The sequence below is a fragment of the Nostoc paludosum FACHB-159 genome, assembly GCF_014698835.1.
GTDB classification, from domain to species: domain Bacteria; phylum Cyanobacteriota; class Cyanobacteriia; order Cyanobacteriales; family Nostocaceae; genus Nostoc; species Nostoc paludosum.
The window spans coordinates 46,659-61,964 of sequence record NZ_JACJTU010000004.1 but is presented as its reverse complement, the minus strand read 5'-3'; the positions used below and the strand labels follow the sequence as shown (position 1 = coordinate 61,964).

Genomic DNA, 15,306 nt, shown 5'->3' with positions numbered 1-15,306 from the left:
CATGAACTTCAAAAAAATTCTGTTTTTAATGGTTACAGGAGTTAGTATTACCAGCTTGGGAATTGCCGGGTGCACGACGGAACAGCGTAATGCTGAAACTCCGACAGAACCTTCTACTTTAACAGCTGAGACTGAAACAGTAACTCCCGCAGCTACACCGACTACTCAACCCCAAGAACGCCCTGGTGATGTTCCTTATGTGCCAACTCCACAGCCAGTGGTAGATGCAATGTTAAAAGTGGCAAAAGTGGGCAAAAATGATGTACTTTACGACCTTGGCAGTGGTGACGGGCGAATTGTGGTTACTGCGGCACAAAATTTTGGTACCCGCGGTGTGGGCATAGATATTGACCCCCAACGCATTCAAGAAGCTAATGAAAATGCAAAGAAAGCAGGAGTAACAGACCGCGTGAAGTTTGTTCAGCAGGACTTGTTCAATACTGATTTTAGTGAAGCAACGGTAGTTACGCTTTACCTATTACCAGAAATCAACGAGAGACTCCGCCCCATACTCCTAAAACAACTCAAACCTGGTACTCGCATTGTTTCCCACGCCTTCGATATGGGAGAGTGGAAACCAGACCAAACGCTAAATGTAGAGGGCAAAACTGTTTACTATTGGGTAGTTCCTAAAGAAGTACCAGCGAATTTGCGATAGGTACTACTCCCTTCCGGTATTCTTTGAGCCGGAAGGGAGTAATTTGAGATTTGGCGAAAAGTTTGAGCGTCGGCTTTTGGCGTTCCCGCAGGCATCAAAACTTTTCAAGACTGATTTTGGATTCAATAAATAATCTAAAATCCAAAATTCTTTGATTAATACCAAATTCCACAAAGTAGTAAGTAGTGTGAAAAAATTCATTACACAATATCATTGTAATTGTTCGCAATGAGTGTAAATATTTTTGTCATCTACTTATTGTTTGGAATTCTACTTTACAAGTTAGTAATTAAGACTTTTAATCTAAAATTTAAAATCTAAAATCCTTGGAGTGAGAAAATATGATAGGGTTAAAAGGAAAGAATGCCTTAATTACAGGTGCAACATCAGGTATCGGTCAAGCGATCGCCATTAAACTTGCTCAAGAAGGGTGCAATATCGCTATCAATTACCGCAAAGACCCTGAAGCTGCGGCAGAAACACAAGAAATGGCATTACAACAAGCTTGTGGAGATATTCAAAGTTGTGGTGTGAATTCGTTGTTGGTTCAGGGAGATGTTTCCCAAGAATCAGACATTGTTGAGATGGTTAACACTGTTGTTAAGGAATTTGGCAGTTTAGATATTCTCATCAACAATGCTGGTATTCAAACAGAAAGTCCATCTCATGAAGTTACCACAGCAGATTTTGACCGAGTGATTGCAGTCAATCTCCGGGGTGCTTATCTCTGCGCCCGTGAAACTATTAAACACCTACTGTCTGCTAATCGTCAGGGAGTGATTATTAATATTTCCAGCGTTCACGAAATTATTCCTCGACCGATGTATATCAGTTATTCTATTAGCAAAGGCGGGATGGAAAATATGACCAAAAGTTTAGCATTGGAATATGCTAGCCAAGGTATTCGTGTTAACGCCGTTGCCCCCGGAGCGACAATCACACCAATGAATGAAGCCTGGACAAATGACCCTGAAAAAAAGGCGATCGTGGAAAGTCACATCCCAATGGGGCGGGCTGGCACTACTGAAGAAATGGCAGCCGCAGTGGCTTTTTTAGCTTCGGATGAGGCAGCATACATCACCGGACAAACGCTGTTTGTAGATGGTGGATTGACTCTGTATGCTGATTTCCGGGAAACCTGGTCGGCTTAAGAGTTGAGCGGGCGTGCTTTCCACGATTGAGCCGATATAGCAGGGAACAGGCAATAGGCAATAGGCAATAGGCTTGCGAAAGTCTCTTGATATAAGGCTTTTAGTTCGATTTATTCCCTAAATTCTGCTTCAACTGCTATACATACCATTAGTGGAATTACACACCTATGACTCCCACGAGCAATAACAAGAGTTTGCTAGAAGCAGAAGCTTGGAAATTTCTGGAAAAGTCAATAATTTATTATCAAGGAAAACCCATCGGTACGGTAGCCGCTCACGATCCACATTCAGATTTACTCAATTATGACCAGTGTTTTCTTCGGGATTTTGTGCCTTCTGCTTTAGTGTTTTTGATGCACGGCAAAGCAGAGATTGTTCGCAATTTTTTAATAGAGACACTGAAATTACAAAGTCATGAAAAGCAGATGGATTGCTTTGAGCCGGGAGCAGGGTTAATGCCTGCCAGTTTCAAAGTCCAATCCATTGAAAGCGAGGAATTTTTGGTTGCTGATTTTGGCGAACAAGCGATCGCTCGCGTTCCTCCAGTTGATTCTTGTATGTGGTGGATTCTGCTGCTACGTGCTTATGAAAAAGCTACAGGCGATTTGGCTTTGGCGCGTCAACCAGATTTTCAAGGAGGAATCAAGTTAATTTTAGATCTTTGTTTGGTACATCGCTTTTCCATGTACCCAACAATGTTAGTTCCCGATGGCGCGTTTATGATTGACCGTCGTCTGGGAGTTTACGAACATCCTTTAGAAATTCAGGTATTATTTTATGCCTCATTGAGGGCAGCTAAGGAATTACTTTTACCAGATGGCAATGGTGATTATCTGGGTAAAGTTAATAGGCGATTGGGAGCTTTAAAATATCATATCCGCAATTATTATTGGCTAGATGTACAACGATTGCGGGAAATTTATCGTTACAAAGGTAACGAATTTGGTAAAGAAGTTGCGAATAAATTCAACATCCATTCCGAATCTATTCCCAGTTGGTTGACTGAGTGGTTACCGGACACTGGAGGATATTTAGCCGGGAATTTGGGGCCGGGACGAATGGATTTTCGCTTTTTTACTTTGGGGAATCTGATGGCAATCTTAGCTTCCCTGGCAAGCGATACAGAATCTCAAAGCATCATGAATTTGTTCGCCGAACGCTGGGAAAACTTGATTGGCTACATGCCTGTTAAAATCTGCTTTCCGGCTTTGGAAGGTTTAGAGTGGAGAATTGTTACAGGATGTGACACTAAGAACATTGCTTGGTCTTATCACAATGGTGGTAACTGGCCTGTTTTATTGTGGATATTTACCGCTGCGGCAATAAAAACAGGTAGGATAGAACTTGCCCAAGAAGCGATCGCCATTGCTGAAAGTCGTTTATTTGAAGATAAATTCCCGGAATATTATGATGGCAACAATGGGCGTTTGATTGGCAAGGAAGCCAGAATTTATCAAACTTGGAGCATTGCCGGATTACTAGCAGCAAAACAATTACTAGCAAATCCAGATTACTTGGAATTAATCAGTTTTCCAGAAGGTCTTGAAGGCCCTGGCTGTAGCATATAACATCAGCTAAACGGACGCTCGTAAGTAGGTCGGTGTTGAAAATTGTCGTTATGACAAGGCAGGGGGCAGGAAGCAGGGGGCAGGAGGCAGGGGGCAGAAGGGAAGAGCTTTTTGGGCAACTTACTTTTCGTTACATATTTTGGTTTTTTTACGCTGTTCTACTTAAATACCAGCAACAGTGTCATATTGCTCAGTCATAAAATCCTCAATTAGCAGCAATCCTATTTGAGTCGTGAAAAATATTAGTGATGGTTGTTGACTGTTAACAGTTAACAGTCAACACCCTGGCCATTAGTAAAGCAGTAATTTACAGCAGTTTGCAACTAAATGAGGTATAGAACCAAAGATTCAGAAATCAAATTATTCTTCTGCCTCCTGCCTTCTGCCTCCTGCCTCCTGCCTCCTGCCTCAAAACCAGTGACTTTGTACCTCATGCAAAAGAAAACTGCTGTATATACGAAAACTTTAAGCCTTTTTAGTCGGTGCGTTAGTTACTCGCGCATCTACAATATTTTGGGATACGTTTGGAATAAACCAATTCGCTTCACCAGCTTTCAAGATTTTAGTACCAGCTTGATTGAATTCGATCGCTCCAGTATCTGGATTCGCCTTCAAAACTAAGTTAGTTCCATTGGGAACTTTAATCGCAACACCACCAGGCAATTCTTCTTGTTGTCCACCTGCGCCGGAAGCGATCGCTGTAACATCATTTGGTAGATAAACTCCCTTACAATTCCATCTATCTTGAGTTGTCTCACCATTTCCCAGAAAATACAGTGCAGCCCCTTCGGAATATTCATCATCATCAACATCTGGTTCGGGCCCATAGATAGCTAGAGTCTTCCCTGTTTGATTACTGCATTGCCCCCAGTCGATTCCTGATTCAAAGGCGTATTTTTGCAACTCTAACTCATTGATTTTTTGGTCAATTTGCTCTGATGTTGCACCCTCTAATTTAGTTTGTGTTTCTTTGAGAGTTTGCAAATTATTTAACTCTTCAGTCAAATTTATATAATCGGGATTTTCCGAATATTCCGGGCGATCGGCTAAGGAAGGTTCAGCAAATACTAAATTTACAAGTAATAAAACCGCCATCAAAAAATATTTAAAGTTTTTCATGTTTTTTTCCAAATTTTAAAGATTGCAGCTGATGACATTTTAAACACAATTGTCAACATCATAACTAATCTTAAATCTTAAATCTTTCTCAAAAATCACCCCTAAGTCATCGGTTTTTTGGGAGATTACAAGTATTAATTTCTGTTTTACATATCATTTAAATGGTTTTTTGAAAATACCAAATTAGTAATTAATTTATACATCTACTTTTAAGTAATATGCCGAACTGTATTCTATTTGCCAGCTTTTGCAAGGATTTCGCCATCTATAAAAATTTAATTCCAATAATTCCTAGCGAGTAACCGGGTATTATTTTTAACTTAATTTATGATATACATTAGAAAAAATTAATTTGAAATATTTTGCAAATAAAAATTCAGTTCAAATTTTTACTAATGCTTGATTGTAGGAAATACATCAGGTAGTATTAAATCTATCTAGAGAAATACGACTAAAGACATAAGTATGTAAGTTAAAGATATATCAATACCCATAACTATAAATCGGCGGTTGGTCAAAGGATAATTTTACTCAAAAAATCAGATTTAATTACCTGTAACTCTATCGATATATGCGTCTTTTCAGAGATTAAAACTTACTCAATGAAAACAGAAAAATCATCCCATCAAAGTATTCATGGTTTAAAACCAGATTGTCTTTCTTTCTCAGAAGTATTGGCCCAATCTTTTGCTGTAATTGCACCGACGACAATACCAGCATCTAATATTGGTTTAATCGTTGCACTTTCAGGAAACGGCACTTGGCTGAGTTTTCTGATTGGTTTGATGGGGCTATTATTTGTGAGTATCAACATCAACCAATTTGCTAGTCGCTCGGCTTCTCCAGGTTCGCTATACTCTTATATTTCTAAAGGACTTGGTTCCACAGCAGGTGTGATTTGCGGTTGGAGTTTGGTGTTAGCTTATTTATTTACAGGGATGTCTGTTTTGTGCGGTTTTGCCAACTTCAGCGGTGTCTTAATTGGTCATTTGGGCATTCATCCCTCCAGTCTTACATTGCTGGCGATCGGCGCAGGAATTTCCTGGTATGCAGCCTATAAAGATATCCAACTTTCAGCTGTCGCGATGCTCTGGATGGAAGCAGCTTCAGTCCTATTGATTGCAATCTTATGCATCATTATTTGGGCACACAAAGGTTTTGCGTTGGATATGTCCCAACTAACCCTCTCTGGTACGACTCCAGGGAGTGTGGCCACAGGACTTGTATTGGTAATGTTTGCTTTCTCTGGCTTTGAAAGTGCTACATCGCTGGGTGATGAAGCAAAAAAACCATTACAAACAATCCCTAAATCTGTAATGGGTAGCGTTATCCTCGCGGGTCTGTTCTACATATCAACAACCTATATAGAAGTCTTAGGGTTTAGTGGTACTGGCGTCTCCATAAGTCAAACTGAAGAACCTCTAGGTTTTTTATCCCAACAAGCAGGAGTTGGCTTTTTGGGGCAACTTGTAGGTTTGGGTGCCTTATTTAGCTTCTTTGCTTGCATCCTTGGCAGTATCAACCCAGCCGCTAGAGTATCTTTCCTGATGGCACGTCATGGTGTATTCCATTCCTCATTGGGAACAGCACACTCATCCAATAAAACACCCCATGTTGCAGTCACGATGTGTTCTTTGATTACATTTTTCGTGCCTGCTGTTATGTCCCTATTTAACATCAAGTTGTTCGAGAGTATGGGCTATTTAGGGGCAATTTGTAGCTATGGATTTTTAACGGTGTACATTCTGATTTCCGTCGCAGCACCAGTTTACCTATACAAAATTAGAAAACTTCGGCGGCGAGATGTGGTGTTTTCTGTTCTCGGAGTTGGATTCATGATGATTCCGGTTTTAGGTAGCGTAGGAATTCCTGGCAGTACACTTTTTCCAGTTCCCGAAGCTCCTTACAATACTTTCCCCTACTTGTTTTTGTTATACATACTTGCCACTTGTGGGTGGTTCATCATCAAAAGACTACGTTCTCCAAACCTGGTTGTGAAAATGCGCCAAGGCATTGAAGAAATTCACAACAGATTCAGCGATAACAGGAATTGATTGTGGACTGGGGACTGGGGAGATGGGGGAGTGTGGGGAGTGTGGGGGGAAAGATTTCTTCCCCATCCTCCCACACCTCTTCATGCCCCATGCCCCATGCCCCATGCCCCATGCCCAAATCTAAAATCTAAAATTAATATGAGCGGATTAGTTACTGCAATTAGTACAGGTGCAGCTGCCTTCAGTGCCACAAATATCGATGATATTGTTATTTTGACGCTGTTTTTTTCCCAGGTGAATGCTAAGCTTCGACGTTGGCATATAGTCACTGGTCAGTATCTAGGTTTTACAGCGTTAGTAATGGCTAGCCTTCCTGCTTTCTTTGGCGGCTTAATCTTACCAAAACCTTGGATTGGACTATTTGGTTTAGTACCCATAGCAATTGGTATTAAGTGCTTGCTAAATAGAGAAGATGATGAATCAGAAGAAACAGAAACAGAGCAGTCTGAAAGCTCGTATTTAAGTAAATTTCTCAATTTTCAAACTTACAGCGTAGCAGCAGTCACCTTTGCTAATGGTACTGACAATATTAGTATTTATGTTCCTTTATTTGCTAGCAGTACTTGGGAGAGTCTGCTAATAATTCTGGGAGTGTTTTTTATGCTAGTAGGATTTCTATGCTATGTAGCGTACAAATTAACCCATAATACTGCGATCGCCACCCTTTTAACTCGTTACGGTAACGATTTTATGCCTTTTGTCTTAATGGGATTAGGCGCTTTTATCATTGTGGATAGCGGTAGTTTGTCATTAATCATTGGTCATTAGTAGAGACGCGATTAATCGCGTCTCTACAATAGTCAATGTCGTTTAAGTTTTAAAGAATACAAAAAATTATTTGGCATCCTGTTATACATTAAAAAAAAGAGGTATTAAATTTGTCAATTTTAGAATTTTCTTTATTAGTTTGGCTCGGTTCATTTAGTGCTGGCTTTTTAGGCGCGTTAACTGGGTTAGGGGGTGGAGTAGTAATTGTCCCTTTATTAACTTCAGTATTTGGCGTCGATATCCGATATGCGGTTGGTGCTTCTCTAGTATCTGTAATCGCTACTTCGTTGGGTGCAGCATCTACTTACATTAAAAAAGGCTATACCAATTTGCGATTGGGGATGTTTTTAGAAGTAGGGACAACTGTCGGCGCCATCGTCGGTGCGATAATTGCTACTTTTGTGTCTGTCAAAGCACTAACTATTGTATTGGCGATCGTTCTGATTTATTCAGCATACCTTTCACAACGACCAAGAATAGAAAACACTGAAGATGAACCCGCAGATCCTCTAGCAAATTATCTAAAACTAAATAACAGTTATCCAACTCCTGATGGACTGATGTCTTATCAAGTTCATTCAGTACCAATGGGGTTTGGCATGATGATTTTAGCTGGCGTGCTTTCTGGATTGCTGGGTATTGGTTCCGGCGGATTTAAGGTCTTAGCAATGGATCAAGCCATGCGTCTACCCTTCAAAGTTTCTACCACTACTAGCAATTTTATGATCGGCGTGACAGCAGCAGCCTCAGCCGGAGTTTATCTAGCACGAGGTTATATCGATCCGGGACTATCCATGCCGGTAATGTTGGGAGTGTTACCTGGTGCTTTTTTGGGCGCACGAGTCCTTGCAGGGACACAAACAGAGATTTTAAGAACTATTTTCAGCATTGTGCTAGTGGTAATGGCCTTAAAGATGGTCTACAACAATTTAATAGGGGGGCTGTAGAATGTATAAATTAAATGCTGGTTTTCGCTGGGCATTATCGGCACAGCCAGAGAGTAAAGTAATTGCACTAACCTTATCACCAGAAAATTCACACTCTGATATTGAGAAGTTAGAAGAACAGCAAGTTAACAAAGTGGCGCAATTATCAGATACTTCTGAAATTGATGCTAACAAGAATGTAACGAAAACATCAAGCGAACAACAATTAGAATATTTGCTCAGTAACCTACTTAAATATGGCGTTTTAATAGCTAGTGCTGTAGTTTTATTGGGGGGTATCCTCTACTTGATTCATCACGGTGCTGAACCTGCTAGATATCAGTTTTTTCGTGGAGAACCATTACAATTTCGCTCGCCAGTTGGTGTAGTGCAAGCAGTTTTATCAGGTAGCGACCGCGGTATTATTCAACTGGGACTATTACTACTAATTGCTACTCCAATTTTACGGGTAGTAATTTCTTTATTGGCTTTTCTAATAAAGCGAGAATTTATTTATGTAATTGTTACTCTATTAGTACTAGCTAGTCTGACTTACAGCCTTCTCGGAGCGTATTATTAATTCTACTTACAATAGTTCAAGGCTAAATTAGGAACTGACAAATCAAAAAATATCCAATTAACTATTGTGGGGTGGGCGTCTCGCCCGCCCTATTGATTGGGTGGCCTTTCCAAGCCACCCTACAAGTAGTACTAACTTATTTCTTGGAGTTTTATTAACACCTTTACCCTTAATCCCAAATTTCAATCTTTACCAATCATTATGAACCTTGTAAAAGTTCATTAATTGAGCTTAGACTCTGTTGAATTAGTTCTAGCAAATAAGTTCTTAATGAATCAAGATTGGCTACTGAAAAATTGAATAATCCCACCGCATATAAAAGGCTTGAAATCCCAATAATTAAAGCCAAGAATCTGCCAAAGCAACCTGGATTAATTTCAATAAAACCTAATTTAGATTGCCCGATGACAGCAATTGTTACAAACACAATTCCTGCTATGACAAATGTGTTATTTGCAGTTAAATCTGTCATTTTCCTATTCAGATAGTTCAGTAGTTTTATTGTAGCTATTATTATTTGAGATTTTTGCAACTGCTATATACATCCAACAGATGTGCAGACTATTGTACAGACAAGGGTTAATCACGTCTCTACTAATAACCAATGACAATTGGTAGAGCTTTTAGTGCCAACAGCCCAAAATGGTATCGCTTGTGTACTAGACTTTGGCCTACTTTTTAGATTAAACTACACTAAGTAGGTAGGAATAGTGGGTTTTTATGCAAAACGTCCAAAAAGTGAGTCAAGAGTTGAGCCTCGAAAACCAGACAATGACTGAGCAGTTAGAGCCAGCTATTTCAAAGGAGTTCAAAAGAGATATTTTCAAAAAGCTTAGAGGTGGGTTTTTTCTAGTACTGGGATATTTATTGTCACCACTATGTTGGTGGAATGACTTACTTTTTAATCTGCCAATAGCTTATGCTTTTGGCTATGGATGCAGTTTACTTTCCCCAAAATTACTTTTACCCTGTTCCATTATAGGGTATTGGCTCTCCAATATTGTGGGAATTCTGTTGATGCAATTTGGTTCTAAGGACATCTTTCAAAAAGAACCCAAAGAGCATAACCTCAAAAAAGAGTTATTTACTGGTCTAATTTCTTCAACAGTTTATACCTTGTTGATTTTGGTATTGATCCAATTGAAAATTCTCGATTCTCCGGTTTTATTCTCCAACGGTTAAATTAGTTTCTTCCTAACCTTCTCATTTTCAGATAGGAGGCAACAGGCAATGGGCAATGGGCAACAGGCAATGGGCAACAGGCAAAGAAAGGCTATTGATGTCTGTGTTTGATGGTCAGCTTATGTCCTAAAGTATGGTTTAACTGCTATGTAAACATATAGGATTTACGGAGGTGTTATATTTTTTTTTAAAGGAAAGGAGCAAAAAATGATGGGTGACCCTGCCATCGATCGCGAAGCATTCAAAGAGTTTGAGCGTGAGGGATTTTCCAGGGTGGCTCAAGGATATGATGGAGCGATCGCTCATGTAACGTCTCAAGCTAATGAAGGCATATTGGATGCTGTAGAAACCGGATCTGGTAGTCGATTGCTCGATGTCGCCTGTGGTACGGGATGGCTGAGTGCGGCGGCATTGAAGCGACAGGCTATAGTTACTGGATTAGACTACGCTGAGAATATGGTAGTGATTGGGCGATCGCGATTTCCTCAAATAGAATTTCACCTTGGAGATGCCGAGAACCTTCCCTTTGAGTCTAATAAGTTTGATGCGGTCGTATGTAATTTGGGCATTTTGCATTTTCCTGAACCAGAAAAAGCGATCGCCGAGTCTTTGCGAGTCCTCAAATCAGGTGGGCGCTATGCCTTCACTTGCTGGACACCACCAGCACGCAATCCTTTCATGGCCTTGATTCTGGGAGCAGTGCAGACTTATGGCATCATCGACGTGGATTTACCTCCAGGGCCGCCACTGTTTCGTTTCGGCGACCCCGACGAATGCCAAAAGATTTTAAGCGCCAGCGGATTTACGTCGGTGTCTGTCACCGAATTGCCAATAACATGGACTTTCTCTAAATCACAGGATGTAATGCCAACGATTATTGCAAGTTCGGCACGTCTTGGGCCGATGTTGGCAATGCAAACCCAAGAGCAAAGTCACGATATCGAGAATGCGATTATTCAGGGAGCCAAGAAGTACGCTACAGATAATGTTATTCAGATTCCCGCTTCTGTGGTTTTGGCTGTAGGCCGGAAACCATGAGTTATAGCAACAGCCAAGGTGGTTATAAGTAGGTCGGTGTTGAAAATTGTCGTTATGACAAGGCAGGAGGCAAAAGGCAGAAGGGAAGAGCTTTTTGGGCAACTTTACTTTTCGTTACATATTTTGGTTTTTTTACCCTGTTCTACTTACCAATTCTCTCTCCACTCGCACTCTAACTTAATCAGCAAATTTCTATGCAAGTTGCAATTATAACTACGGTTGCGGTGATTTAGCGATCGCTGCCCACACTCGATGATGCACTTGCAGAATTGGTGTAGGATATTTCGCTTCGAGTAATAACGCTAATTCCTGGTCAAATATTTCTACCTTTTCTGGTGTCAAACTCGCTCCCACGCCTGCACTAGCACGAATTCGTCCCCGCCAATCTTCATGGGTATAAGATACAAATACATCGTAAGAAAATGTGCGGATGTCTCGAAATCCGCCTTCTCCAATATCTTGTAACCACTGGGGATACAATCCATTACCGCCGCCGAGATTCCACGCGGGATTATGAGCCTTAATAAGTTGTTCTGTTGCTTCAACGACATTACCTTTTAAAGGTATCCAATCAAAATGAGCGATCGCAATTAAACCATTCGCTCTCAGTATTCTGGTAATTTCCTTGACAGCACGTACACGGTCAAACCAATGCCAACATTGTCCAGCGGTGACTACATCAGCACTTGCATCTGATAACTCAGTATTCTCAGCAGTGGCAACTCGATAATCTACTTTAATTTGGGCTGATTCGGTTAACTGTCTAGCTTGTTCTAGAAGTGAAACTGATGGGTCGATGCCAATCACATAAGCACCTCTATTAGCAAAACCCCGTGCTAGCGTTCCTGTTCCTGTACCCAGGTCAACAATGTTCTGCCCTGGTAAACCAATACCATATTCAGACAGTTTGTTAAATAATGAATTGGGAAAACCAGCGCGGTGTTTTGCGTAATCAACAGCAGTTGCACCAAAATCAATTTTCATAAGTTAGGAGTCATTGGTTAGTTGTGAGTATCTCCCTCTAATCCCCATTTTCCTTGAGTTCTAATTATATGTAACGTCTCCCACTAATCAATATAGAGCATTAGTGAGAGATTAAGACAATCTTTATTTTGTCAATTAGAAATTATGCTGAAAATTTAGGGAAAACGGAGGTATGAAGTTAACTATTTTACTTAATTTATGGGTCAAGAATAAATCATGCGTATGGGGAAAATTCTATTGCTTTACCTTTTCTTTCTTCCTTTTTACCCGACTTCTGCAACAAGTCTAATGTATCCCTTTTTGAACAACCGTAAAATTACTGTAACAATATACTTAAATCAAGCAAAAAGCTGTATTATAGAAAGTGATTTTTCTCAAAATTGCTGATAAAAAATAATTTTGACGCCTTCAAAAAAGCGTTGTCTTGGGAAATCGACTCTATTAATATCAAACCAAAGTGTGTGTTCCTCTGTCATTGCATGACCAGGAATTTTGAGAAAAATAGCACCAGTACTTACTGGTCAATATCGGGTAATAAATAAAACAATATTTGGGAAAATTACTGCTACAAGGAATGGCACTAAGTTAACGGCAAACCGATTATCTATAAGGCTTTGGGTTGGGGTATCGGGTGTCGGGTGTAGTAAACAACAGTAGTGAGCCAGAGATTTATTTGTGTCCGTACTTATATTTACTGTTGTTGAACTGTTCTCGATCTTTCCCTACACCCCACACCCTACCCCCAACACCTTGCCCTGACGACATTTGACGTTTTCTTAGTGCCATTCACTGCTACAAGTATGAGCTTTAGAGTCATCTGGATGCCCGATCGAAAAATTAGGAGTAACACCATCAATGTCTACATTTACAGTCAGCAACACACAAGACAGCGGTAGTGGTTCGCTACGGCAAGCAATATCACAGGCCAATACTTCAGCTGGATTAGACATCATCAATTTTGATGGTCTATTCGCCGACGACATCGCTGATTTGATTACTCTCGGTGGTAGTAGCCTGGTGATTACAGACGATCTCAGCATCAAGGGCACAGGTGCAGATTTACTCACAGTTAGCGGTAACAATGCCAGTCGTGTGTTTGAGATCGGTAGTGGTGTCACTGTAGAAATTGAAGGGCTGACTATTGACAATGGCAACTCTGGAGAAGGAGGTGGTATTTATAACTCTGGTTCCCTAACGCTAAGCAACAGTACCGTCAGTGGCTCTCAAGCTTCTCAGGGAGGCGGTATCTACAACGCTAGCAGTGGCATTATGACGGTGATTAAAAGCATCATCAGTGCTAACACGTCGATAAATGAGTTAGGTGGTGGCGTTTATAACTCTGGTTCCTTAACATTAAGCGATAGTACTGTCAGTGACTCTAATGGGGCTGTTAGAGGCGGTGGTATCTATAGCAGTGGCACTATGACGGTGACTAACAGTATCATCACTCGCAATAAATCAGATTTTGGCTCTGGTATTCTTAACTCTGGCTCCCTAACACTAACCAATAGTACTATTAGTGACAACTCCTCAAGAGATTTTGGTGATAATTTATATGGCGGTGGTATAGCTAACAGTGGTGTCATGAAGATATCTGACACTATCATCAGTGGCAACACTGCATTTGTGGGTGGTGGCGTTTATAACTCTGGCTACCTAACGTTAAGCGACAGTACCATCAGTGACTCTAAAGCGTTTGACGATTTTATCGGCGGTGGTGGCATTTATAACTCTGGCTCTTTAACGTTAATCAACAGTACTGTCAGTGATTCTGAAGCGTCTCAGGGAGGCGGTATCTACAACGCTGACAGTGGCATTATGACGGTGGCTAACAGCATCATAAGTCGCAATAACTCAGTTTTCGGCTCTGGTATTCTTAACTATGGCTCCCTAACACTAACTAAGAGTACTGTTAGTGGCAACTCGTCAGCGGGCAGTGGCGGCGGTATAGCTAACGGTGGTTTCCTCACGATGTCTAACAGTATCATCAGTGAAAATACTACATTTGAGGGTGGTGGTATTTTGAATAGAAACACATTGATAGTAAGCGACAGTACTATCAGTGGCAACACGGCAGATGGTGTTGGTGGTGGCATCTTGAACGATTCTGGTAGCTTGACGGTAAATAACAGCACTATTAGCAGCAACACTTCAGATAATTTCGGTGGCGGTATCTATGCGTTGTTTGGTAATGTGACAGTGAACAACAGTACTATCAATGGAAATACGGCATACAGTGGCGGTGGTATCTATATTACTATTAACTCCAACCTTCAGTCCGCTTATGTAACAGTAAACAACAGTACTATCAGTGGGAATACGGCAGATGGGACTGGCGGTGGTATAGCTAACTTAGGTCGTATAAATCTGTTGAACACTACTATAACTGGTAATACGGCAAACTCTGGCGGTGGCATCTACAACGACCGCATCGTAATAGTAAGCAATAGCATAATTGCTGGTAACTTTGACCCTTCCAAAAACGATCCAATAAATACCAGCAACTCGGATGTGTTCGGCAACTTTCTCAGCAATGGCTTTAACCTGATTGGCAGCATTAATGGTAGTACAGGCTTTGATGCTAACGAACAGTTAGACGTACCGATTACAGAGATCATAGATACCACCTTACGAGACAACGGTGGTGCAACTAAAACTCATGCACTCGTCACAGGTAGCAAAGCCATTAACGGTGGTAATAACGCAGATCTGCCCCTTGATACCACAGACCTAGATGGCGACGACAATACCACCGAACCAATACCTTTTGACCAGCGCGGTTCAAGCTTTAGTCGGATCTCCGATGGCAAGGTGGACATTGGTGCATTTGAAGTCCAAGTCAATGTTATCAATGGCAACTGTAAACCCAACACTCTCTATGGCACTGCTGGCAATGACATTATTACTGGCTACAAAGGGAAAGATTTCATCACAGGTGGTGCGGGTGCAGACTCGTTTGTTTATACAAATATTAAGGATGCGGGCGATACGATCGCTGACTTTGAATTAGGTACAGACAAGATTGTGCTGGGGCAACTTTTCCAGCAATATGGTCTGACCTTGGACTTTGCCAGTGCGATCGCTGGCGGGTACTTGAACTTTAAGACTCAGGGAACTAATGCCATCGTCTTAATTGACCAAGATGGTTCCTCTGGTGGGGGTCATGCAATTAAGTATATTCAGGTCAATAATGTGTCAGTGGCTGCTTTGAAAAACGCGATTAATTTTGCATTCTAAAGATTAAATCGGCAATAGACCTCTTGCAAAAGTGCTTTTCC

General features: G+C 41.0%; 14 protein-coding genes. 10 read left to right on the top strand and 4 right to left on the bottom strand.

The genetic code is table 11. The features are described 5' to 3' along the window. Position 1 precedes the first annotated feature (1 nt). From H6H03_RS05515 to H6H03_RS05500, 3 genes are all read left to right on the top strand, one after another. Positions 2-658 (top strand): SAM-dependent methyltransferase, encoded by a 657-nt coding sequence (locus H6H03_RS05515; RefSeq protein ID WP_190954145.1) that lies wholly within the window; start codon positions 2-4, stop codon positions 656-658. A gap of 341 nt (positions 659-999) precedes the next feature. Then, positions 1,000-1,809 carry an SDR family oxidoreductase gene (locus tag H6H03_RS05505; RefSeq protein ID WP_190954144.1) on the top strand — a complete coding sequence of 270 codons (810 nt, stop codon included), beginning with the start codon at positions 1,000-1,002 and terminating at the stop codon, positions 1,807-1,809. A gap of 167 nt (positions 1,810-1,976) precedes the next feature. After that, entirely contained in the window at positions 1,977-3,377 is a 1,401-nt protein-coding gene (locus H6H03_RS05500; RefSeq protein ID WP_190954143.1) for a glycoside hydrolase 100 family protein, read from the top strand. A gap of 465 nt (positions 3,378-3,842) precedes the next feature. On the opposite strand, the gene H6H03_RS05495 is transcribed toward H6H03_RS05500, so the two are convergent. Continuing rightward, complete coding sequence (locus H6H03_RS05495; RefSeq protein WP_190954142.1) at positions 3,843-4,496, bottom strand: hypothetical protein; 654 nt, start codon at positions 4,494-4,496, stop codon at positions 3,843-3,845. Positions 4,497-5,098: 602 nt separating this feature from the next. On the opposite strand from H6H03_RS05495, the gene H6H03_RS05490 reads away from it, so the two are divergent. Further along, a complete protein-coding gene (locus tag H6H03_RS05490; RefSeq protein ID WP_190954141.1) occupies positions 5,099-6,550 on the top strand; it encodes an APC family permease in 1,452 nt (483 codons plus the stop codon). On the opposite strand, the gene H6H03_RS41155 is transcribed toward H6H03_RS05490, so the two are convergent. After that, positions 6,531-6,662, bottom strand: coding sequence for a hypothetical protein (locus H6H03_RS41155; RefSeq protein ID WP_277926145.1), 132 nt, complete (start codon positions 6,660-6,662; stop codon positions 6,531-6,533). The two genes, H6H03_RS05490 and H6H03_RS41155, sit on opposite strands and share 20 nt — an antisense overlap. A 26-nt stretch (positions 6,663-6,688) precedes the next feature. On the opposite strand from H6H03_RS41155, the gene H6H03_RS05485 reads away from it, so the two are divergent. The 3 genes from H6H03_RS05485 to H6H03_RS05475 all read left to right on the top strand — a co-directional run bounded on the left by H6H03_RS05485 (position 6,689) and on the right by H6H03_RS05475 (position 8,824). After that, positions 6,689-7,318, top strand: a complete 630-nt coding sequence (locus H6H03_RS05485; protein ID WP_190954140.1) for a cadmium resistance transporter — start codon at positions 6,689-6,691, stop codon at positions 7,316-7,318. A 110-nt stretch (positions 7,319-7,428) separates the two neighbouring features. Continuing rightward, positions 7,429-8,265 carry a sulfite exporter TauE/SafE family protein gene (locus H6H03_RS05480; RefSeq protein ID WP_190954139.1) on the top strand — a complete coding sequence of 279 codons (837 nt, stop codon included), beginning with the start codon at positions 7,429-7,431 and terminating at the stop codon, positions 8,263-8,265. A 1-nt stretch (position 8,266) separates the two neighbouring features. Next, complete coding sequence (locus tag H6H03_RS05475) at positions 8,267-8,824, top strand: DUF1634 domain-containing protein (RefSeq protein WP_190954138.1); 558 nt, start codon at positions 8,267-8,269, stop codon at positions 8,822-8,824. A gap of 199 nt (positions 8,825-9,023) precedes the next feature. Here H6H03_RS05475 and H6H03_RS05470 read toward each other — a convergent pair whose 3' ends face one another. Next, on the bottom strand, positions 9,024-9,296 hold the full coding sequence (locus tag H6H03_RS05470; RefSeq protein ID WP_242057814.1) for a hypothetical protein: 273 nt from the start codon (positions 9,294-9,296) through the stop codon (positions 9,024-9,026). 248 nt (positions 9,297-9,544) lie between these two features. On the opposite strand from H6H03_RS05470, the gene H6H03_RS05465 reads away from it, so the two are divergent. Together H6H03_RS05465 and H6H03_RS05460 are read left to right on the top strand one after the other, a co-directional pair. Next, positions 9,545-10,006 carry a hypothetical protein gene (locus tag H6H03_RS05465; protein WP_190954137.1) on the top strand — a complete coding sequence of 154 codons (462 nt, stop codon included), beginning with the start codon at positions 9,545-9,547 and terminating at the stop codon, positions 10,004-10,006. 207 nt (positions 10,007-10,213) lie between these two features. Next, on the top strand, positions 10,214-11,044 hold the full coding sequence (locus H6H03_RS05460) for a class I SAM-dependent methyltransferase (RefSeq protein WP_190954136.1): 831 nt from the start codon (positions 10,214-10,216) through the stop codon (positions 11,042-11,044). A gap of 213 nt (positions 11,045-11,257) precedes the next feature. On the opposite strand, the gene H6H03_RS05455 is transcribed toward H6H03_RS05460, so the two are convergent. Beyond that, complete coding sequence (locus H6H03_RS05455; RefSeq protein WP_190954135.1) at positions 11,258-12,028, bottom strand: class I SAM-dependent methyltransferase; 771 nt, start codon at positions 12,026-12,028, stop codon at positions 11,258-11,260. Between the two features lie 855 nt (positions 12,029-12,883). Between H6H03_RS05455 and H6H03_RS05450 the strand changes: the two genes are divergently transcribed. Next, a complete protein-coding gene (locus H6H03_RS05450; protein ID WP_190954134.1) occupies positions 12,884-15,265 on the top strand; it encodes a beta strand repeat-containing protein in 2,382 nt (793 codons plus the stop codon). Positions 15,266-15,306 lie beyond the last annotated feature (41 nt).

What these genes read in the sequence shown, in the direction of transcription:
- H6H03_RS05515 (WP_190954145.1), top strand. Translation starts at nt 2, where the DNA reads ATGAACTTCAAAAAAATTCTGTTTTTAATGGTTACAGGAGTTAGTATT.
- H6H03_RS05505 (WP_190954144.1), top strand. Translation starts at nt 1,000, where the DNA reads ATGATAGGGTTAAAAGGAAAGAATGCCTTAATTACAGGTGCAACATCA.
- H6H03_RS05500 (WP_190954143.1), top strand. Translation starts at nt 1,977, where the DNA reads ATGACTCCCACGAGCAATAACAAGAGTTTGCTAGAAGCAGAAGCTTGG.
- H6H03_RS05495 (WP_190954142.1), bottom strand. Translation starts at nt 4,496, where the DNA reads ATGAAAAACTTTAAATATTTTTTGATGGCGGTTTTATTACTTGTAAAT.
- H6H03_RS05490 (WP_190954141.1), top strand. Translation starts at nt 5,099, where the DNA reads ATGAAAACAGAAAAATCATCCCATCAAAGTATTCATGGTTTAAAACCA.
- H6H03_RS41155 (WP_277926145.1), bottom strand. Translation starts at nt 6,662, where the DNA reads ATGGGGCATGGGGCATGGGGCATGGGGCATGAAGAGGTGTGGGAGGAT.
- H6H03_RS05485 (WP_190954140.1), top strand. Translation starts at nt 6,689, where the DNA reads ATGAGCGGATTAGTTACTGCAATTAGTACAGGTGCAGCTGCCTTCAGT.
- H6H03_RS05475 (WP_190954138.1), top strand. Translation starts at nt 8,267, where the DNA reads ATGTATAAATTAAATGCTGGTTTTCGCTGGGCATTATCGGCACAGCCA.
- H6H03_RS05470 (WP_242057814.1), bottom strand. Translation starts at nt 9,296, where the DNA reads ATGACAGATTTAACTGCAAATAACACATTTGTCATAGCAGGAATTGTG.
- H6H03_RS05465 (WP_190954137.1), top strand. Translation starts at nt 9,545, where the DNA reads ATGCAAAACGTCCAAAAAGTGAGTCAAGAGTTGAGCCTCGAAAACCAG.
- H6H03_RS05460 (WP_190954136.1), top strand. Translation starts at nt 10,214, where the DNA reads ATGATGGGTGACCCTGCCATCGATCGCGAAGCATTCAAAGAGTTTGAG.
- H6H03_RS05455 (WP_190954135.1), bottom strand. Translation starts at nt 12,028, where the DNA reads ATGAAAATTGATTTTGGTGCAACTGCTGTTGATTACGCAAAACACCGC.
- H6H03_RS05450 (WP_190954134.1), top strand. Translation starts at nt 12,884, where the DNA reads ATGTCTACATTTACAGTCAGCAACACACAAGACAGCGGTAGTGGTTCG.